This is a genomic window from Pantoea vagans (genome assembly GCF_001506165.1).
GTDB lineage: Bacteria > Pseudomonadota > Gammaproteobacteria > Enterobacterales > Enterobacteriaceae > Pantoea > Pantoea vagans_C.
Genome location: NZ_CP011427.1, coordinates 166,180 through 185,901, shown reverse-complemented (window position 1 = coordinate 185,901; position 19,722 = coordinate 166,180). Strand labels below are relative to the sequence as shown.

The window sequence follows — 19,722 nt, the reverse complement described above, 5'->3', positions numbered from 1 at the left end:
TTTTGACGAAAAAAAAGAGCACCGAAGTGCTCTTCTTTCGTGCTGCGGTGGCCACCTAAGCAGCCACCGGCATTAACGCAATTAAGCGATAATTTCAGCAACAACGCCCGCACCAACAGTACGGCCGCCTTCACGGATTGCGAAACGCAGACCCTGATCCATAGCGATTGGCTTGATCAGAGTAACAGTCATTTTCACGTTGTCGCCTGGCATTACCATTTCAACGCCTTCTGGCAGTTGAACGTCGCCGGTCACGTCAGTAGTACGGAAGTAGAACTGAGGACGGTAGCCTTTGAAGAACGGAGTATGACGACCGCCTTCATCTTTAGACAGAACGTAAACTTCTGAAGTGAACTGAGTATGTGGCTTGATGGTGCCTGGCTTAGCCAGTACCTGACCACGCTCGATGTCTTCGCGCTTGATACCACGCAGCAGAACACCACAGTTCTCGCCAGCCTGACCCTGGTCCAGCAGTTTGCGGAACATTTCAACGCCAGTACAGGTTGATTTCACAGTGTCTTTCAGGCCAACAACTTCAACTTCGTCGCCCACTTTAACGATACCGCGCTCAACACGACCGGTTACAACAGTACCACGGCCTGAGATTGAGAATACGTCTTCGATTGGCAGCAGGAACGGCATGTCGATTGCACGTACTGGCTCTGGGATATAGGTATCCAGGTGACCAGCCAGCTCAATGATCTTAGCTTCCCACTCAGCGTCGCCTTCCAGCGCTTTCAGAGCAGAACCGCGGATGATTGGAGTATCATCGCCTGGGAAGTCGTATGCTGACAGCAGGTCACGAACTTCCATCTCTACCAGTTCCAGCAGCTCTTCGTCATCAACCATGTCGCACTTGTTCAGGAACACGATGATGTAAGGAACGCCAACCTGACGACCCAGCAGGATGTGCTCACGGGTCTGTGGCATTGGGCCATCAGTCGCAGCAACAACCAGGATCGCGCCGTCCATCTGCGCAGCACCGGTGATCATGTTTTTCACATAGTCGGCGTGGCCTGGGCAGTCAACGTGAGCGTAGTGACGAGTCGGGGTTTCATATTCAACGTGTGAAGTGTTGATGGTGATACCACGTGCTTTCTCTTCAGGCGCTTTATCGATCTCGTCGAATTTACTTGCCTTACCGCCGTAGGTTTTAGCCAGAACGGTGGTGATTGCTGCAGTCAGAGTGGTTTTACCATGGTCAACGTGACCGATGGTGCCGACGTTTACGTGCAGTTTGTTACGCTGAAATTGCTCTTTCGCCATGGCGATAATTCCTTACGTTGTGCCTTCATGAGTCATGAAGGCAGCAGTTCACAATTTTTAAACCGTAGCTTATTTGCTACGAGCTTCAATAACGGCCTGAGCGACGTTGTTCGGCGCATCATCGTACTTCAGGAACTCCATGGAGTAAGAAGCACGGCCTTTGGTCAGAGAACGCAGCTGAGTTGCATATCCGAACATTTCAGACAGTGGAACTTCAGCATGGATCTGAACGCCAGTAGCGTTAGATTCCTGTCCTTTGAGCATACCACGACGACGGCTAAGGTCACCGATAACGTCACCGGTGTTCTCTTCCGGAGTCTCAACTTCAACCTTCATGATTGGCTCAAGCAGCACAGGTTGTGCTTTTTTGAAGCCTTCTTTGAACGCTAAAGAAGCAGCCAGTTTAAACGCCAGCTCTGAGGAGTCGACATCATGGTATGAACCGAAGTGCAGACGAACACCCAGATCTACTACCGGATAACCCGCCAGTGGACCTGATTTCAGCTGCTCCTGAAGGCCTTTATCAACCGCAGGGATGTATTCAGTTGGAATCACACCGCCCTTGATATCGTTGACAAATTCGTAACCTTTCGGGTTAACACCTGGCTCCAGAGGGTACATGTCGATAACAACATGACCGTACTGACCACGACCACCAGACTGCTTGGCGTGTTTACCTTCGATATCGGTAACTTTAGAGCGAATCGCTTCACGGTAAGCAACCTGTGGTTTACCCACGTTTGCTTCCACGTTGAACTCACGCTTCATACGGTCAACGATGATGTCGAGGTGCAGTTCACCCATACCGGCGATGATGGTCTGGTTAGATTCTTCATCAGTCCATACGCGGAATGATGGGTCTTCTTTAGCCAGACGGCCCAGAGCCAGACCCATTTTTTCCTGGTCAGCTTTGGTTTTTGGTTCAACGGCGATTGAGATTACTGGCTCAGGGAATTCCATGCGCTCAAGGATGATGACGTTGTCTGGGTCACACAGGGTGTCACCAGTGGTCACATCTTTCAGGCCGATCGCTGCTGCGATGTCGCCCGCACGAACTTCTTTGATCTCTTCACGTTTGTTAGCGTGCATCTGTACGATACGGCCCAGACGCTCACGGTTTGACTTAACTGGGTTATAAACGGTATCACCCGTGTTAACAACACCTGAGTAAACGCGGAAGAAGGTCAGGTTACCAACAAACGGGTCGGTAGCGATTTTGAACGCCAGTGCAGCAAACGGCTCTTTGTCGTCTGAGTGACGCTCAGCCGGCGTGTCTTTACCGTCGTCCAGCATACCGTTAATCGCGGTAACGTCAGTTGGTGCTGGCAGGTATTCAACAACCGCATCCAGCATCGCCTGAACACCTTTGTTCTTAAACGCAGAACCACAGGTTACCAGGATGATTTCGTTGTTCAGAACGCGCTTACGCAGAGAGGTTTTGATCTCTTCTTCAGTCAGCTCTTCGCCGCCGAAGAATTTATCCATCAGCTCATCAGAACCTTCAGCTGCAGCTTCAACGAGCTTAGCACGCCATTCTTCAGCCAGTTCCTGCATATCCGCTGGAATATCTTCGTAAACGAAGGTGACGCCTTGATCGGCCTCGTTCCAGTTGATCGCTTTCATTTTCACCAGGTCAACAACACCGGTGAAACCTTCTTCTGCGCCGATAGCCAGCTGAAGTGGTACTGGGTTTGCACCCAGACGATCTTTCATCTGACCAACAACTTTCAGGAAGTTAGCACCCATACGGTCCATTTTGTTAACGAACGCGATGCGTGGAACTTTATATTTGTTAGCCTGGCGCCATACGGTTTCAGACTGTGGCTGAACGCCACCAACTGCACAGTAAACCATTACCGCGCCATCAAGCACACGCATAGAACGCTCAACTTCGATGGTGAAGTCAACGTGTCCCGGGGTGTCGATGATGTTTACGTGGTGTGGTTCGAACTGCTTAGCCATACCAGACCAGTAACAGGTAGTCGCAGCAGAGGTAATGGTAATACCACGCTCCTGCTCCTGCTCCATCCAGTCCATGGTTGCTGCGCCGTCATGTACTTCACCGATTTTGTGGTTTACACCGGTGTAGAACAGAACACGTTCGGTAGTAGTAGTCTTACCGGCGTCGATGTGCGCACTGATACCAATGTTACGGTAGCGCTCAATGGGTGTTTTACGAGCCATTTGATTCCTCTGATTCTGAGACGTTCTAAGTTAAAAAAGCCCAGCAGGTGAGTCACTGGGACGCCCGCTGGGTTAATAACAACTACGCAGCTGTTACCAGCGGTAGTGTGCGAACGCCTTGTTGGCTTCTGCCATGCGGTGAACGTCTTCACGTTTCTTAACTGCAGTACCTTTGTTCTCTGCAGCATCAGAAAGTTCGTTCGCCAGGCGGAGAGCCATAGATTTATCACCGCGTTTACGAGCAGCTTCTACGATCCAACGCATTGCCAGAGCATTACGACGAACCGGACGGACTTCAACTGGAACCTGGTAGGTTGAACCACCAACGCGACGTGACTTAACTTCTACAGTCGGACGTACGTTTTCGAGTGCAACTTCGAAAGCTTCCAGACCATCTTTACCAGCACGTTGAGCCAGGGTATCAAGTGCGGTATAGACGATAGATTCAGCAGTAGATTTTTTACCATCTACCATCAGGATGTTTACAAATTTAGCCAGCAGCTCTGATCCGAACTTAGGATCCGGCAGAATTTTACGCTGACCAATGACGCGACGACGTGGCATGGAAATACTCCGTTGTTAATTCAGGATTGTCCAAAACTCTACGAGTTTATTTTGACATTAAAGTTAAAACGTTTGGCCTTACTTAACGGAGAACCATTAAGCCTTTGGCTTCTTCACGCCATACTTGGAGCGTGACTGCTTACGGTCTTTAACACCTGAGCAGTCCAGCGCGCCACGAACGGTGTGGTAACGCACACCTGGCAAGTCTTTAACACGACCGCCACGGATCAGGATCACTGAGTGCTCCTGCAGGTTATGACCTTCACCGCCGATGTAGGAGGTAACTTCAAAACCGTTAGTCAAACGCACACGGCAAACTTTACGCAGTGCTGAGTTTGGTTTTTTAGGGGTAGTGGTGTACACACGAGTACAAACACCACGTTTCTGCGGGCAAGCTTCCAGCGCAGGCACGTTGCTCTTTGCAACTTTGCGTACGCGTGGTTTGCGAACCAGCTGGTTAACTGTTGCCATTAAATAGCTCCTGGGATTTAGCTTTTTGCTTCGTAAACACGTAATAAATCGCCTCGTATTTCTACGAGGAGGCAGAATTCTAGGACTGTGTCAAAAGGGTGTCAAGAAATAACCAGGTTTTCGCTGTTACCAGGCCACTTGTTGTTGGTGCTTTATCGTCAAGGCAACGAACCCAGTATAGTCCAGAGGCTGGATATTGGTCGAAATTTGGCCAACAAGACCACGTGCCAGCACATCTTCTTCTAAAACCCACAGCGTTGCAGGCGAAGACGACAGCTTGAGGAACATCTGGCTGCCCTCGAGCGCGGCGGTGACGCCATCCTGTAATAGCAATACATCATCCCCCTCTTGCAACAGCAGCAGAAGGCTATCGAGATCGCATTGCCAAGGGGATTGCAACAGCGTGTAAAGCATGGTCGTTTCTCAGAAGCGGATAATACGGTGATAAGTCGCGAGTTTCTGGCGCAGAGCGGCTGCATTCAGCACCTCCGCCGTCAACACGCGGTTGGCCGTCACACGCTGCCCACGTGCCAGCAGTGACTCCTCGCAGACAAAACACTGGTCGATGTCATAAAGCTCCAGCACACCAAAGGTAGCAATGTAGTTGCGTGCCAGAATCTTTTCCGGCTGCTGGTGCGGGTTAAGCTGCAGCACGCCATCACCCACAAAGAACAGTGCAATATCTTCACTTAACGCCCCTGTCGCCAACACTGCATCCAGCCCTTCCCTGCCGGCACTGCTGCCGTGCGGAGCCTGAGTAAACAGAAAAGCCACTCGATTCATCAGAATTGCACCAGCCGATCGCAACTGAGTGCGGCTTCCGCTAACGCACCCAATCCACTGAGTTCAAAACCCGCTTGCAGATTACTGCCAGAAAGTTGCAATCGCGCGGCTTCCTGCGCATCGGTCACGCCACGACGCAGTGCCGCCGCCACGCAAATATTCAACGCCACGCCGCTTTGCTCATGCAGATGCTGCCATTCCCGCACCATATCGATTTCATCGCTGGCGGGGGCCGTCAGCTGATTGGCATTCAACACGCCCTCACGGTAAAAGAAGACACTCTCCAGCTGATGTCCCGCCCCGACCAGCGCACGCGCAAACAACAGTGCGCTGCTGGCATGCTGCGTACCGTAAGCCGGGCCGGTGACCAGCAAGATGTAGCGCATTAGCGATCCTGCCCCTGAAAATCACCGTTTTTAAACTGGCGGATATAGAGATAAACCGTGTGTTTAGAGATATTCAGGCGGTCAGCCACCTGATTAATCGCGTCTTTAATATCGAAGATACCTTTCTCATACAGATTGAGCACAATCTGACGATTCTTCGCGTTGTTCGACACATTACGGTCAGCACTCACCTCTTCAATGGTGAACTCCAGCGTTTGCATCACCAGGTCTTCGACGGAACTGGCGAAGTTGACATTGGAATCAACCTGCTGCATTTCTGGCGGCATAAATGTCGACATGATTTGGGAGAAAGGCACGTCAAGGTTCATGTTGATGCACAGCAAACCAATGACACGCTGCTGGCGATTGCGAATGGCGATAGTCACCGATTTCATCAGCACGCCACTTTTCGCGCGCGTGAAATAAGCACGAGAAACATTGCTGTCTGCGCCGTGCATATCATGCAGCATACGCAGAGCCAAATCGGTAATCGGTGAACCCACTTTACGGCCGGTATGTTCGCCGTTGGCAATACGCACTGCCGAGCATTTCAAATCTTCCAGTGAGTGCAGCACGATTTCGCAGTGCGAACCGATCAGCATCGCCAGACCATCGACCACCGCTTCGTAAGATTTGAGAATATCGTAGTCGGCTTGCTCGAACGGACGTTGCTCCAGTAAATCGAAGTCAGTCAGTTCACCGGGATTGAATGGATTAGACATCGAAGACATTACCCTAAATGGCTGGAGCCTGTCTCGACAGCATTGGGGCAGACTCATATGGTGATTATTATGCAGCTGCTAGTCTGGCAAATGTCGTGGTTATTAGCCACCTAAATAATTCAGTAGAAATGAAACCGCCGCCCGAAGGCGGCGGTATAAGAAATGGCAGATTACTGCGCTTTCTTGTCAGCTTCGGCTGGAGCCTGAGCTTTCTCATCCGCTTTAGGCGCGGGTTTGATATCAAGCAACTCAACATCAAACACCAGGGTGGAGTTAGCCGGAATGCCCGGAACGCCATTTTTACCGTAAGCCAGGTTTGGTGGGATCACCAGCTTGATCTTACCGCCTTTCTTCACGTGCTTCAGACCTTCGGTCCAGCCTGGAATCACACCATCCAGACGGAACGACAGTGGCTCGCCACGGGTGTAAGAGTTATCGAACTCGGTACCGTCAATCAGCGTACCTTTGTAGTTCACGACAACCGTATCGCTGTCTTTTGGTGCGTCGCCAGTACCTTCTTTCTCTACCTGGTACAGCAAGCCTGATTCAGTTTTCTTCACGCCTTTTTCTTTGGCGAATTTGTCAGCGTAAGCGGCACCCTTATCAGAGTTCTCCTTCGCGTCTTTTTCCATCTTCGCCTGTGCTGCGCCTTTCACGCGGCCTTCGAAGGCTTGCAGCGTCTGCTCGATCTCTTGATCAGACAGCTTGCTCTTGCCACCGAATGCATCCTGAACACCTGCGATCAGCTGATCTTTGTCCAGTTTGATGCCCAGTTTCTCTTGTTCCTTCAGAGAATTGTCCATGTAGCGACCCAAAGAGGCGCCCAACGCATAGGCTGACTGCTGGTCTTCGTTTTTGAAGGCAGCGTTCTTAGGTGCCTGTGGCGCAGCCTGCGCTGCGTCAGCCGGAGCTGCGGTGGTTTCTGCTGCCATTGCCAGCGGTGCATTCAGCGCGACGGCCATGGTGGTAGCTAACAATGTGACTTTAAACAGTGATTTCATCCTTTCTCCAAAACCGAAGCATCTAAACCTCGGGAATCATTGCGGACAGTGGCCCACACTATAACTTTACGTGGCAGCGGCGAACACTCCCACAACGTAATTACCCGCTTAACATCCGACCTTTTTTGCATCAGGAAGTTTCACCAGAGATGAAGGCATTCGCGCTGTTTTCAACCTTCTGGCGATATTAAGGTTAAAAATCGGGTGATTCTGGTGCTAAAGGCCGTAGAATCACGCCCGATACGCGCCAGGCGCAGCACCGTAAGAGGAGAAGAGATGATGCAACAGGAAGAGTGGGAACAACGCCTTGAGGCACTGGAGAGCAAGCTGGCTTTTCAGGAAGACACTATCGATCAGCTCAATCACACGGTGACCCAGCATGAACTGGAGATGAGCAGGATGCGTGAACAGGTGCGTTTGCTGGTCGATAAGGTGAAAGCCGCGACACCTTCATTGCTGGCTTCGCAATCAGAAGAGACGCCGCCGCCGCACTACTGATGCCCAGAATGGCTGTGCTGCTGGCATAAAAAAGGCCACCTAGCGGTGGCCTCTTGTCTCTTCAGGCAAAACTTAGTGGCTGCAGCCGCAACCGCCAGTACCACAGCCGCCTTGGCCGTGATCGTGACCATGGTCGTGATCATGATCGTGGCCGTGTGCACCATGCACGTGACCGTGAGCGATTTCTTCTTCCGTAGCTTCACGGATCGCGACCACTTCCACGTTAAAGTTCAGGTTCTGACCTGCCAGCATGTGGTTACCATCAACCACAACATGCTCGTCTTCCACTTCGGTGATTTCAACCGGAACCGGGCCTTGATCGGTTTCTGCCAGGAAGCGCATGCCAACCTGCAGTTCATCCACGCCCATGAACACGTCTTTTGGTACACGCTGAACCAGATTGTCATCATACTGACCGTAAGCGTCGTTTGCTGGGATATGCACATCAAACTTATCGCCTACATCATGATTTTCCAGCGCTTTTTCCAGACCAGAAATCAGGGAACCATGACCGTGCAGATAGTCCAACGGTGCACTCACCGGTGACTCGTCAACCAACACACCGTCTTCGGTACGAACCTGATACGCCAGGCTCACCACCAGGTCTTTTGCTACTTTCATGATATCTCCTAACCGTTGAGAACTGAGATCCCGTCTCATTGGTCTATTTGCGTGCAATAACCAACCAGAAAGGTTCAAGACTGAGGATGCCAACAAATGTGTTGCTGCATACTGCTCAGCGTTAATGGCGCCGATTGTAACGGAATTCAATCCCGCTGTAAGTTTAAGCTTAAAAAAAGCTGCGCCATTCCGCTATTCAGGATGAAAAATGCCGATCACTTGCTCGTTGCTGCGCACCTGCTCGCGAACCTGCTTATCCGCTTCGCGCATTTGGTGGCCGCACTTGACGCACTCCACCACATCGACATTGTTTTCACGCCACAGCGCCAGGGTGTCTTTTTCCTGACATTGTGGACAGACTGCACCGGCAATAAAACGTTTACGCATACTCTTTCCTGCCCGTTATTAGTGAACGGATACGTTAAGTGTAGTTCTACTCGTCATCCCAGCCGTCAAACTGGCGTTTTTCGTGCTGCATTTCCCGCTGGAAAATATCTTCCAGCTCACGGCGCGCTTCTTTCACACGTGAAACCTGGGCACTGTCATCGTGGCTTGGCACCAGTTCACGCAGCATACGCATATCCAGCCGACGGAAGTGCTGCTGAGCACGTTGCGCCTGGTGCGGATGCATACCCAATGAGATCAGCGCTTTGCGGCCTAGCTCCAACGCACTCGAGAAGGTTTCACGTGAGAACAGCGTCACACCCGCCTGCAACAACTCATGCGCTTCAACACGACCACGTGCACGCGCCAGGATTTCCAACTGCGGGAAGTGCTGCTGGCAAAGATGCACGATGGTCATCGAATCTTCCGGATCATTGCAAGTAATCACGATCGATTGCGCATTTTCTGCGCCGGCAGCGCGCAACAGCTCCAGCTCGGTCGCATCGCCATAGTAAACCTTGTAGCCATATTTGCGCATCAGGCTGACTGCCGAGATATCACGTTCCAGTACGGTGATACGTTTGTTGTTGGCCATCAGCAGGCGGCCCACCACCTGACCGAAACGCCCAAAGCCCACCACAATCACCTGCGGCTGATCGTCTTCGACAAACGGCTTTTCACTGTCATCATCTGGCTCATTGAAACGGCGCGCGAGCAATTTATCCACGCCCTGCATCAGCAGAGGGGTGGTCATCATCGATAGCGTCACCGTCACCAGCAGCAGCGGCAGTTGATCGCCGCTGAACAATTTGGCGGAGGAAGCCGCCGAGAACAGCACGAACGCAAACTCACCGCCCTGGCTCAACACGCCAGCAAACTGCTGGCGCTCAGAACTGCGCAGCCCGTAAATACGCGCCAGCACATAGAGCACCAGCGTTTTCACCGCCACCAGAATCACCACGCCAAGAATGATTTCGACGATGTGGGTATAGAGCACGCCAAGATTCAGCGCCATGCCAACGGAGATAAAAAACAGCCCCAGCAGTAACCCTTTAAAGGGTTCAATCGCCACTTCCAGCTCGTGGCGATATTCACTTTCTGCCAACAGGATACCGGCAATAAAAGTACCCAGCGCCATCGACAGCCCCAGCGCATCCATAAACAGCGCAGAGCCGAGCACCAGCAACAGCGAGGCTGCGGTGAACACTTCACGCACCCCCGAAGCCGCAATAAAGCGGAAGATAGGACGCAGCAAATAGCGGCCGCCCACCAGCATGCCGGCAAACGCCAGCACCTTCATCCCCACTTTCAGCCAGTCGACATGGCCACTGTCCCCCCCTGCCAGCAGCGGGACCAACGCCAAAGCGGGGATGACCGCTAAATCCTGAAAGAGCAGCACCGAGAAGCCAAGCTGACCCGCTTCACTGCGGTTCATGCCTTTATCTCGCATCAGCTGCAGCGCCATGGCGGTTGAAGACATGGCCAGACCAATCCCGCCAATCACCGCCGCTTGCCAGCTAAAGTTCGTGAGCCACAGCAGCACCCCAAGAATGGCGGCAGAAACCAGCACCTGCGCGGCCCCCACGCCAAAGATCGAGCGGCGTAACGCCCAGAGCTTTGCGGGATTCAGCTCAAGGCCGATGATGAACATCAGGAACACCACGCCGAGTTCAGAGAAATGCAGAATCTCATCGACGTCGCTGATAAAACCTAATCCCCAAGGGCCGATGGCGATACCCGCCAGCAAATAGCCCAGCACCGCGCCAATACCGAGGCGCGCCGCAATCGGCACGATCAGCACCGCGGCAACCAGATAGATCACCCCGGCAGTCAGTAAGGTTTGTCCTTCCATTACATGACTCCCTGTGGCAACGGCGCAGTGAGCCAGTCGCGGTATGCCTGCGCATAATTACGCATCACATCTGACGTCTGGCGGCGTGCCCAGTAGATCACCATCGGCGTCATCCAGTGCATACGGCACATCTGGGCCGTCAGCTCAAACGGACGCATGATATCGCTCATAGGATAGCGATTTAACCCATGCGCATGATAAGCCGTTTCCGGCTCCCCGGTGGTCACCACGCTGCGCCAATACTTACCTTCTAACGCATTGCCGTCTGTACCGCTGGCAAAGCCGCGTGACAAGACGCGGTCCAGCCACTCTTTAAGCAGTGCTGGGCAGCTGTAGGTATAAAGTGGATGCTGAAACACCACGATCTGATGCTCACGTAACAGTTGCTGCTCGTGGTGAATATCAATAAAAAAGTCCGGATAGTGGGCATATAAATCGTGCACCGTGACGTGGTCCAGTTCCATAGCCGACTGCAGCAAAACCCGATTAGCAATCGAATCCTGTGATTCCGGATGGGCGTAAAGCAGCAAAATTTTGGGTGGCTGCGACATCGTTCCCCTCCAAAGCGTCGTCACAGCAGAGGAATTCCGCTACCATGCTCGACGCAACTAAACATTCTCGAATTATGTTGCCGATAAATTAACATATTCTGACGATACGGCGCTTATGATTGTATTTTCCTCATTACAAATCCGCCGCGGCACCAATGTGCTGCTGGATAACGCAACAGCCACCATTAATCCCGGCCAAAAAGTCGGTCTGGTGGGCAAAAACGGCTGTGGCAAATCTACGCTGCTGTCGTTGCTTAAAGGTGAACTCAGCAGCGATGCAGGTCACTTCACCTTTCCCAATAGCTGGGCACTGGCATGGGTAAATCAGGAAACCCCCGCGTTAAGTAAAGCCGCGCTGGAATATGTTATTGATGGCGACCGCGAATATCGTCAGCTTGAATCCGAATTAGCGGAAGCTAATGCCAAAGATGATGGTAATGCCATCGCTCTGGTACACGGCAAGCTCGATGCGATTCAGGCATGGAGCATACACGCACGCGCTTCCAGTCTGCTGCACGGATTGGGCTTTAGCCAGGAACAGTTGATGCGGCCGGTGAGTGATTTCTCCGGTGGCTGGCGTATGCGCCTTAACCTGGCGCAGGCGTTGGTGTGCCGATCCGATCTGCTGCTGCTTGATGAACCCACCAACCACCTCGATCTCGATGCGGTGATCTGGCTTGAGCGTTGGTTAAAAAGCTACGAAGGCACGCTGATCCTGATCTCGCACGACCGAGATTTTCTTGATCCGGTGGTGGATAAGATTATCCATATCGAGCAGCAGACGATGTTCGAATATACCGGCAACTACAGCTCGTTCGAACGCCAGCGCGTGGCCAAACTGGCGCAGCAACAGGCGTTGTTCCAGAGTCAGCAGGAAAAAGTACAACACCTGCAAAAGTACATCGATCGCTTCCGCGCGCAGGCCACCAAGGCCAAGCAAGCGCAGAGCCGTATCAAAATGCTGGAGCGCATGGAGTTGATTGCCCCGGCACACGTCGATAATCCCTTCAGTTTTAGCTTCCGTGCGCCAGAAAGCCTGCCAAATCCGTTATTAAAAATGGAGAAAGTGACGGCGGGTTACGGTGAGCGCATCATCCTTGATGCCATCAAACTCAACCTGGTGCCCGGTTCACGCATTGGCTTGCTGGGCCGCAACGGTGCAGGTAAATCGACGCTGATTAAACTGCTGGCGGGCGAAATTGAAGCGCTGGATGGCAAAGTCGGATTGGCCAAAGGCATCAAACTCGGTTACTTCGCACAGCATCAGCTTGAGTATCTGCGCGCTGACGAGTCCCCTTTACAGCATCTGGCGCGCATTGCGCCACAAACGCTGGAACAGCAGCTGCGCGACTATCTGGGCGGTTTCGGCTTCCAGGGTGACAAAGTCAGCGAGATCACCGAACGCTTCTCCGGCGGTGAAAAAGCGCGACTGGTGCTGGCGTTGATTGTGTGGCAGCGCCCTAACCTGCTGCTGCTTGATGAACCGACCAACCACCTTGATCTCGACATGCGCCAGGCACTGACCGAAGCGCTGATTGACTTCGAAGGCGCGCTGGTTGTGGTTTCGCATGACCGCCATCTGTTGCGTTCGACCACCGATGACCTCTATCTGGTGCATGACCGTAAAGTCGATGTCTTCGAAGGCGATCTCGATGACTATCAGCAGTGGTTGAGCGACTTGCAGAAGCAACAAGCGCAACAGGATGCCGCACCAAAGCAGGATAACGCCAACAGCGCCCAGTCACGCAAAGATCAGAAACGCCGCGATGCCGAACTGCGTTCGCAGACTCAGCCGTTGCGTAAAGAGATCGAGAAACTTGAGAAGCAGATGGCGAAATGGCAAAGCCAGTTGAGCGAAGCCGAAGCCTTACTCTCCGACAGTGCGATTTACGATCAAAGCCGTAAAGCCGATCTCAACACAGCATTGCAACGTCAGGCCGAAAGTAAATCCGCGCTGGAAGACGTTGAAATGGCATGGCTGGATGCGCAAGAGCAGTTGGAGCAGATGCTGGCGAGTTAAAGCATCACAGTATGCTGAAAACGATCGTAGCGTAGCGAGATAAGGCGCCAGGTGCGGCATGATGCCGCGCCGCGGCAACGCAATCGCAACACGCTACGGACGTTTTAAAACGGTTTGTCCCCCAACACCGTTGCCCGATGCATCACCCTTCGTGCCGGATAATAATCCGCATTCGCGTAATGCTGCGTCACGCGGTTATCCCAGATTGCCACATCATTCTCCTGCCAGCGCCAGCGCACCTGGAACTCGGGTTTGGCGGTATGCGCGAACAGGAAACCCAACAGTGCATCACTCTCTTTCTCGCTCAATCCCAGCAAGCGCGTGGTAAAACCTTCATTCACAAACAGCGCTTTGCGCCCGCTCACCGGATGGGTTCGGATTACCGGATGTTGCACCGGTGGATTTTTCGCGACGGCTTGCTGCCAGCGCTGATGCTCTTCTTCGGTTTTACGGTACTTATACTCCTGAAACGATTTTTTAAAATCGTGCTCGGCCTGCAAACCACTCAGCAGCTGCTTAAAGGGTTCAGACAGCGCTTCATAGGCTGCTATCCCGGTGGACCACAAGGTATCGCCGCCACTCTCCGGCAACAGCTTCGAGGCGAGAATCGCAATCGCTGGAGGCGTGTCGATAAAGGTCACATCGGTGTGCCAGTTATCATTATCCGGCGGATTGTCCTGATGGGTGTCCAGCACGATAATCTCTTCCACCCCTTCCGCATGCGGATAAACCGGGTGGATATGCAGATCGCCGAAGCGCACCGCCAGCGCACGCTGCTGTGCGGGTGTGATCACCTGATTACGCAGAAACAACACTTGATGGCGTAACAGGCCGTGATAAAGCTGTTCAAACTGCGCGTCGCTTAACGGGCGGCTGAGATCGAGATCGCCGACCTGTGCGCCGATATGCGGGCCTAGCGTGGTAAAAGTCACACGTTCATTCATTGTTGTTCTCCATTCCAGGGTGTCAGACGGCGCTGCAGAGCGCGCAGTCCCAGCTCTAAACTAAAGGCAATTAACGCAATCACCGCGATACCCGCCAGCACCACATCGGTGGCGAGAAACTCGCCCGCCGACTGCACCATAAATCCGAGCCCGCGCGTGGCAGCAATCAGTTCGGCGGCCACCAGCGTTGACCATCCCACGCCCAGGCCAATCCGCAAACCGGTCAGAATTTCCGGCAGCGCCCCCGGCAGAATCACGTAACGCAACAGCTGCCAGCGCGACGCGCCTAATGCCCGAGCCGCACGAATCCGCACCTGCTGCGCATTTTTCACGCCTGCCAGCGTCGAGAGCGTCACCGGTGCGAAGATTGCCAGATAGATCAGTAAAATTTTCGAGGTTTCACCGATGCCGAACCAAATCACCATCAGCGGCAAATAAGCCAGTGGCGGCACCGGGCGATAGAGTTCAATCAGCGGGTCCAGCAGCCCACGAATCGCGGGGCTCAATCCCATCGCAATGCCCACCGGAATACCGATCAGTGCGGCAAAGAACAACGCCACCAGCATGCGCGTGAGGCTGGCACCCAAGTGCTGCCACAGCGTCGCATCCATAAAGCCTTGCGGGCTGGCGATCAGCAGTAACTTTTGCAACACCTGCTGGGGCGGCGGCAGGAATAAAGGCGCGACTAAACCGAGGGCGGTAACCGCCCACCACACCAGCAGCATTAAAGCTACGCTCAGCAAGCTGAGAGAAAACTGGGGTGAAAACGGCCAGCGCAGCGAGCGGCGCCGCGTCTGGGTTTTCTCATCAATCACCGCACTCATACAAACGCCTCCCGCTGGGAAAAGACCTGATTCAATACATACTCACGACGTTCGATGAAGGCCGGATCGGATTTAATGCTGCGACACGGCTCACCCGCGGCAAACCGTTGGCCAAAGTCGAGTTTGATACGCTCAACCACGCGCCCCGGCCCCGGCGACAGCAGCACCAGTTCGCTGGCGAGAAACACCGCTTCCTCTATATCGTGGGTTATCAGCAAAATCTGTTTACCGGTATCCCGCCACAGCGTCAGAAGCAGCGTTTGCATCTGTTCGCGAGTAAAAGCATCCAGCGCACCAAACGGCTCATCTAACAGCAGCAGCTGAGGGTCAGCCGCCAGCGCACGGGCAATACCCACGCGCTGACGTTGACCCCCAGAGAGCTGCCAGATAAAACGCTTTTCTGCCCCTTCCAGTCCCACTTTGCGGATCAAACGTCGGGCGATAGCGCGGCGCTCGGCTTTCGCCATTCCCGCCAGTTGTAAACCAAAGGCCACGTTATCGATGACGTTACGCCACGGCAGCAATCCCTCGTTCTGGAATACCACGCCGCGCTCGGCACCAGGCCCGTTCACCGCTTTGCCATCCAGCGTAATGCTGCCCGACTCCAGCGGCAGAAAACCGGCAATCAGATTGAGCAGTGTGGTTTTTCCGCAACCAGAAGGCCCCAGCACCACCAGCAGGTCGCGTTGGTCGAGCTGCAAATTGATATCTTGCAGCGCGGGTTGTCCGGCGTAACGCGCATTCAGGTTGGTGATGCTGAGCATAAAACCTCCGTTACTTCGCTAAGGGTGCAACAAAGCGAGTGGTGACGTAGCTGCTGTAGTCGCTGGCGGCATCCGGCACTTTGCCCTGCTCTTTCAGGAAGTGCGCGGTGTCGACAATTGCCTTGTTCACGGGTTTACCCAACTGTTCGAGCTGTTGTTGCGCGGTCAGGTAGGTATTGCCTTTCACCAGCACCGGCACATCGCTCTCCGGCACGCCGCTTAAGCGTGACAGCTTGCTCAGGTTGTCTGGCTGCTTGAGCCACTGATCGGGATTGGCGATATACGCCTGTTGTGCGTCAATCGCGCTGCGGGCGAAGGCGGTGACGATCTCAGGATGCTGTTGCGCGAAGTCTTTGCGCACCACCCAGACATCCAGCGTCGGTGAGCCCCATTTGCCCACCTGAGAAGAGTCGGTCAACACCGTGCCGTCTTTTTCCAGCTCATTCACCGCAGGAGACCAGACATAGGCACCATCGATGTCACCGCGTTTCCACGCGGCAATAATGGCGGGCGGTTGCAGGTTCACTAACTGCACCTGTGATGGCTTGATGCCCCAATGTTTGAGCGCAGACAGCAGGCTGTAATGCGTTGTGGAGATGAAAGGCACCGCAATGCGTTTGCCAATCAGATCTTTAGGTTGGGTGATGGATTTCTTGACCACCAGCGCTTCGGAATTGCCGAGCTGAGAGGCCAACAAAAAGGCTTCAATCGGCAGCTGTTGCGTGGCTGCCACGGCCAGCGGACTCGAACCGATATTGCCAATCTGCACATCGCCCGAGGCCAATGCGCGCAGCACGCTGGCACCGCTATCAAATTTACGCCAGTCAACGGTTGCGCCACTCTCTTTGGCAAAGGTGTTATCGGCTTGCGCCACTTTGGCCGGCTCTGCCGAAGTTTGATACGCCACCGTCACGTTAACCGCTTGCGCCTGAAAAGCCATCAGGGCGAATGCTGCTGCCACTGCTGTTATTGTTTTTTTCACTGCCATCATCGTTCACCCCAATGTTATGTCGTGACGGCAGTTTCTCCAGTGCGGGTAATTTCATAAAGGAATTAAAAATTATCCCTAATGAAAATCTGTTCTTAGATCAACATCGGGCAAAGCTATGCGGAATACGCAATTGCAAAGAAGGCGTAAAGACAGAAATATGTCACGCGCTCACATCCTGACTGTGTTATTGATAGGCTCCTGATTTTACAACCCTGTTGCCGGTACTGAATCCATGTCGATTGAGAAAGTTGCGCATCTCGCTGGCGTATCAAAAGCCACGGTATCACGGGTGTTAAATCATCATCCCGGTGTGCGACCGGACACGCGTGAGAAGGTGCTGGCGGCCATTGAGCATTGCGACTACCAACCCAATCTGCTGGCGCGTCAGCTGCGTACCGCGCAAAGCCATATGTTACTGGTGTTAATTTCAGACATCACTAATCCCTTCTGTTCGCGCGTGGTGCAAGGCATTGAAGCTGAAGCCGAGGCACAGGGTTATCACATCCTGTTGTGCAATTCGGCCTCGCAGTTACCCCGGGAAGCCGCTTACCTGGCGTTGCTGAGTGGTAAAGTGGTGGATGGCGTGATCACCATGGACGCTGCCGCCTGCCTACAGGAGCTGAAAGGTATGATTGGTGATGCGCCCTGGGTGCAGTGCGCGGAATACGATCCGTCGATCCCGGCCTCCAGCGTCACCATCGATAATAAAGAAGCCGCCTTTGAAACTGTGCGTTACCTGGCCAGTAAAGGCCGTCGCCGCATTGCGTTGGTGAATTGCGATATGCGCTACCTCTATTCCCATCAGCGAGAGAGTGGCTACCGTGAGGCGCTGGAGCAGTTAGAACTGAGCTGGGGCGCCGTGGCCTATGCTGAAAACATTTCGTGCGAGTCGGGAAGCGCTGCGCTGCGGGAGTTGTTGTTGCACCCGGAACGGCCAGACGCGGTGTTTGCGGTGTCGGATGTGCTGGCCGTCGGTGTGATCCATGCCGCGCTGGAGGCCGGATTGCGCGTGCCGGAAGATCTGGCTGTGGTGGGATTTGATGGTATTCCGTTTACCAGCAGCCTCAACCCGCCGCTGACGACCATTGAACAACCGATGAACCGGCTGGGGGCGCGCAGTGTTCAGCTGTTACTGAATCGCATCCGCCAGCCGCAAAGTGAGGTGGTGCGCGAGGTGTTACCCTGGAAGCGCGTTGAACGCGCCTCCAGCTGACTTAACGCCAAATCAACAGCACGCAGGCGGCCGTCAATACTCCCATGGCGAGGTTGAAGATTTTCCACGCGCGCGGGCTGCGCAGCAGGCGGCCAATCATCGAACCAAACCCCATCCAGATTACGCCGGATACCACGTTGACCAGTGCCATGCCGATGCTGATGGCTATCACCGAATGCAGGTAAGCATCGCCTGCGAGGCTGAAGCTGGCGACCGCACCCAATGCCATCAACCAGGCTTTAGGGTTGATCAGTTGCAGCAATCCGCCCTGCCAGAATGGCATCTGCTTCACGCTGGCGTCTTCCGTTTCCAGCTTCTCGTACTCCGCAGTCGCGATTTTCCACGCCAGCCACAGTAAATAGAGACTACCAGCAATCTTCAGCACCAGATGCAGAGAAGGATAAAGCAGGATGAGACCGCCGATGCCAAATGCCACCATCAGCAACATGACTTGCATGCCAATCATGATACCAATGAGCAACGGAATGGTGCGCAGGAAGCCAAAATTAGCACCTGAGGCAGTAAGTAACATATTATTGGGGCCTGGCGTGATGGCAGCGACCCAAAGAAAGCCCAACATTGATAAAAAAAGACTCAGTTCCATGTATATTCGGGTGCTCCTCACCCAGTAAAGCGGACAACCCATCGAAGCTATCAGCGACTTATGCATCAGACAAGCCTTTACCCAAGCTATTTTGATCGCCCCGACGGCGAGCGCTTTACACCGCTGCGCGGATTCAGTAACGCGCATCTACAAACACTGCTGCCGCGCATTCTGCGTCGGCGCGTAACCTTACGCCCGCACTGGCAGCGCCTTGACCTGCCGGACGGCGATTTTGTTGATCTCGCGTGGAGCGAAGATCCCGCGCAGGCGCGCCATAAACCCCGCATGGTGATGTTCCACGGCCTGGAAGGCAGCTTCCGCAGCCCCTACGCTCACGGCCTGATGCAGGCCTGCCAGGCACGCGGATGGCTGGCAGTGGTGATGCACTTCCGGGGTTGCAGTGGCGAGCCCAATCGCCTGCAGCGCATTTATCATTCCGGTGAAACCGAAGACGCCACCTTTTTCCTGCACTGGCTCCAGCGCGAATGGGGTACGGTTCCGACGGCAGCGGTGGGCGTTTCACTCGGGGGGAATATGCTGGCCTATTTGCTGGGCATGCAGGGCAACAATGCTCTGGTTGATGCCGCCGTTGCGATTTCAGCTCCCTTTGCCCTTGAACCCTGTAGCGAAAAGCTGGATGCCGGCTTCTCGCGCTTCTATCAGCACTATTTGCTCACTAAGCTGAAACAGAACGCCACGCGTAAACTGCTGGCCTGGCCCGGCACGCTGCCGGTGGAACTGAGCCAGCTGCGCGCCTTTCGCCGCATTCGTGAGTTCGATGATGCGATTACCGCACGCGCGCACGGTTTTCTGGATGCCAATGACTATTATCGACGTGCCAGCGCCATGCCGCTGCTCAGCGGCGTACGCAAGCCGTTGCTGGTCATTCACGCCAAAGACGACCCATTTATGACCGATGCAGTGATACCGCAACCAGAACAGCTGTCACCCTCCATTGAATATCAGCTGACGCAACAAGGCGGTCATGTTGGTTTTGTTGGCGGCACCTTGCTGAAGCCGAAAATGTGGCTGGAACAGCGTGTACCTGACTGGCTTTCAACCTATCTGGATGTGTGATC

General features: G+C 53.9%; 22 protein-coding genes. 4 read left to right on the top strand and 18 right to left on the bottom strand.

Going from position 1 to position 19,722, the window contains the following annotated elements; translation table 11 throughout:
- Positions 1 to 81: 81 nt before the first annotated feature.
- The 9 genes from tuf to fkpA all read right to left on the bottom strand — a co-directional run bounded on the left by tuf (position 82) and on the right by fkpA (position 7,377).
- The gene (tuf, locus tag LK04_RS00850) at positions 82 to 1,266 is read right to left on the bottom strand and encodes an elongation factor Tu (protein ID WP_059109759.1); all 1,185 of its coding nucleotides are present in this window, start codon (positions 1,264 to 1,266) and stop codon (positions 82 to 84) included.
- Positions 1,267 to 1,335: 69 nt separating this feature from the next.
- Positions 1,336 to 3,450 (bottom strand): elongation factor G, encoded by a 2,115-nt coding sequence (gene fusA, locus LK04_RS00845; protein WP_039336352.1) that lies wholly within the window; start codon positions 3,448 to 3,450, stop codon positions 1,336 to 1,338.
- Positions 3,451 to 3,543: 93 nt separating this feature from the next.
- Positions 3,544 to 4,014: a 30S ribosomal protein S7 gene (rpsG, locus tag LK04_RS00840; RefSeq protein WP_007886246.1), complete on the bottom strand. Its 471-nt coding sequence runs from the start codon at positions 4,012 to 4,014 to the stop codon at positions 3,544 to 3,546.
- Positions 4,015 to 4,110: 96 nt separating this feature from the next.
- Complete coding sequence (gene rpsL / locus LK04_RS00835) at positions 4,111 to 4,485, bottom strand: 30S ribosomal protein S12 (protein WP_006120575.1); 375 nt, start codon at positions 4,483 to 4,485, stop codon at positions 4,111 to 4,113.
- 126 nt (positions 4,486 to 4,611) lie between these two features.
- Positions 4,612 to 4,899 carry a sulfurtransferase complex subunit TusB gene (tusB, locus tag LK04_RS00830; RefSeq protein WP_039336347.1) on the bottom strand — a complete coding sequence of 96 codons (288 nt, stop codon included), beginning with the start codon at positions 4,897 to 4,899 and terminating at the stop codon, positions 4,612 to 4,614.
- A gap of 9 nt (positions 4,900 to 4,908) precedes the next feature.
- Positions 4,909 to 5,268, bottom strand: a complete 360-nt coding sequence (gene tusC, locus LK04_RS00825) for a sulfurtransferase complex subunit TusC (protein ID WP_039336345.1) — start codon at positions 5,266 to 5,268, stop codon at positions 4,909 to 4,911.
- A complete protein-coding gene (tusD, locus tag LK04_RS00820) occupies positions 5,268 to 5,654 on the bottom strand; it encodes a sulfurtransferase complex subunit TusD (RefSeq protein ID WP_039336341.1) in 387 nt (128 codons plus the stop codon). The genes tusC and tusD overlap by 1 nt, the downstream gene beginning before the upstream one ends.
- Positions 5,654 to 6,376, bottom strand: a complete 723-nt coding sequence (locus LK04_RS00815; RefSeq protein WP_039336339.1) for a helix-turn-helix transcriptional regulator — start codon at positions 6,374 to 6,376, stop codon at positions 5,654 to 5,656. Before LK04_RS00815 ends, tusD begins: the two co-directional genes overlap by 1 nt.
- 170 nt (positions 6,377 to 6,546) lie before the next feature.
- On the bottom strand, positions 6,547 to 7,377 hold the full coding sequence (fkpA, locus tag LK04_RS00810) for an FKBP-type peptidyl-prolyl cis-trans isomerase (RefSeq protein WP_039336338.1): 831 nt from the start codon (positions 7,375 to 7,377) through the stop codon (positions 6,547 to 6,549).
- Positions 7,378 to 7,656: 279 nt separating this feature from the next.
- Here fkpA and LK04_RS00805 point away from each other — a divergent pair, with 279 nt between their 5' ends.
- Positions 7,657 to 7,875 (top strand): SlyX family protein, encoded by a 219-nt coding sequence (locus LK04_RS00805; RefSeq protein ID WP_039336354.1) that lies wholly within the window; start codon positions 7,657 to 7,659, stop codon positions 7,873 to 7,875.
- A 72-nt stretch (positions 7,876 to 7,947) separates the two neighbouring features.
- Here the strand turns inward: LK04_RS00805 and slyD are convergent, their stop codons facing one another.
- The 4 genes from slyD to kefG all read right to left on the bottom strand — a co-directional run bounded on the left by slyD (position 7,948) and on the right by kefG (position 11,283).
- Positions 7,948 to 8,496 carry a peptidylprolyl isomerase gene (gene slyD, locus LK04_RS00800; RefSeq protein ID WP_039336337.1) on the bottom strand — a complete coding sequence of 183 codons (549 nt, stop codon included), beginning with the start codon at positions 8,494 to 8,496 and terminating at the stop codon, positions 7,948 to 7,950.
- A 192-nt stretch (positions 8,497 to 8,688) separates the two neighbouring features.
- Positions 8,689 to 8,883, bottom strand: a complete 195-nt coding sequence (locus LK04_RS00795; protein WP_039336336.1) for a YheV family putative zinc ribbon protein — start codon at positions 8,881 to 8,883, stop codon at positions 8,689 to 8,691.
- Between the two features lie 46 nt (positions 8,884 to 8,929).
- On the bottom strand, positions 8,930 to 10,732 hold the full coding sequence (gene kefB / locus LK04_RS00790; protein WP_059109758.1) for a glutathione-regulated potassium-efflux system protein KefB: 1,803 nt from the start codon (positions 10,730 to 10,732) through the stop codon (positions 8,930 to 8,932).
- Positions 10,732 to 11,283: a glutathione-regulated potassium-efflux system ancillary protein KefG gene (kefG, locus tag LK04_RS00785; RefSeq protein WP_039332752.1), complete on the bottom strand. Its 552-nt coding sequence runs from the start codon at positions 11,281 to 11,283 to the stop codon at positions 10,732 to 10,734. Before kefG ends, kefB begins: the two co-directional genes overlap by 1 nt.
- A 115-nt stretch (positions 11,284 to 11,398) precedes the next feature.
- Between kefG and LK04_RS00780 the strand changes: the two genes are divergently transcribed.
- The gene (locus tag LK04_RS00780) at positions 11,399 to 13,303 is read left to right on the top strand and encodes an ABC transporter ATP-binding protein (RefSeq protein ID WP_039332750.1); all 1,905 of its coding nucleotides are present in this window, start codon (positions 11,399 to 11,401) and stop codon (positions 13,301 to 13,303) included.
- Between the two features lie 104 nt (positions 13,304 to 13,407).
- On the opposite strand, the gene tauD is transcribed toward LK04_RS00780, so the two are convergent.
- The 4 genes from tauD to tauA are packed head-to-tail and all read right to left on the bottom strand — an operon-like array spanning position 13,408 to position 16,826.
- Positions 13,408 to 14,247, bottom strand: coding sequence for a taurine dioxygenase (gene tauD, locus LK04_RS00775; RefSeq protein ID WP_039332747.1), 840 nt, complete (start codon positions 14,245 to 14,247; stop codon positions 13,408 to 13,410).
- The gene (gene tauC, locus LK04_RS00770; protein WP_039332745.1) at positions 14,244 to 15,071 is read right to left on the bottom strand and encodes a taurine ABC transporter permease TauC; all 828 of its coding nucleotides are present in this window, start codon (positions 15,069 to 15,071) and stop codon (positions 14,244 to 14,246) included. The genes tauD and tauC overlap by 4 nt, the downstream gene beginning before the upstream one ends.
- A complete protein-coding gene (gene tauB / locus LK04_RS00765; RefSeq protein WP_039332743.1) occupies positions 15,068 to 15,835 on the bottom strand; it encodes a taurine ABC transporter ATP-binding subunit in 768 nt (255 codons plus the stop codon). Before tauB ends, tauC begins: the two co-directional genes overlap by 4 nt.
- Positions 15,836 to 15,845: 10 nt before the next feature.
- Positions 15,846 to 16,826, bottom strand: a complete 981-nt coding sequence (tauA, locus tag LK04_RS00760) for a taurine ABC transporter substrate-binding protein (protein ID WP_039332741.1) — start codon at positions 16,824 to 16,826, stop codon at positions 15,846 to 15,848.
- A 232-nt stretch (positions 16,827 to 17,058) separates the two neighbouring features.
- On the opposite strand from tauA, the gene LK04_RS00755 reads away from it, so the two are divergent.
- Positions 17,059 to 18,039 (top strand): LacI family DNA-binding transcriptional regulator, encoded by a 981-nt coding sequence (locus tag LK04_RS00755; protein WP_039332739.1) that lies wholly within the window; start codon positions 17,059 to 17,061, stop codon positions 18,037 to 18,039.
- A 1-nt stretch (position 18,040) separates the two neighbouring features.
- On the opposite strand, the gene LK04_RS00750 is transcribed toward LK04_RS00755, so the two are convergent.
- The gene (locus LK04_RS00750) at positions 18,041 to 18,643 is read right to left on the bottom strand and encodes a LysE family translocator (protein WP_039332737.1); all 603 of its coding nucleotides are present in this window, start codon (positions 18,641 to 18,643) and stop codon (positions 18,041 to 18,043) included.
- A gap of 60 nt (positions 18,644 to 18,703) precedes the next feature.
- Here LK04_RS00750 and LK04_RS00745 point away from each other — a divergent pair, with 60 nt between their 5' ends.
- Positions 18,704 to 19,720 (top strand): hydrolase, encoded by a 1,017-nt coding sequence (locus LK04_RS00745; RefSeq protein ID WP_039332735.1) that lies wholly within the window; start codon positions 18,704 to 18,706, stop codon positions 19,718 to 19,720.
- The last annotated feature ends 2 nt before the right edge of the window (positions 19,721 to 19,722 follow it).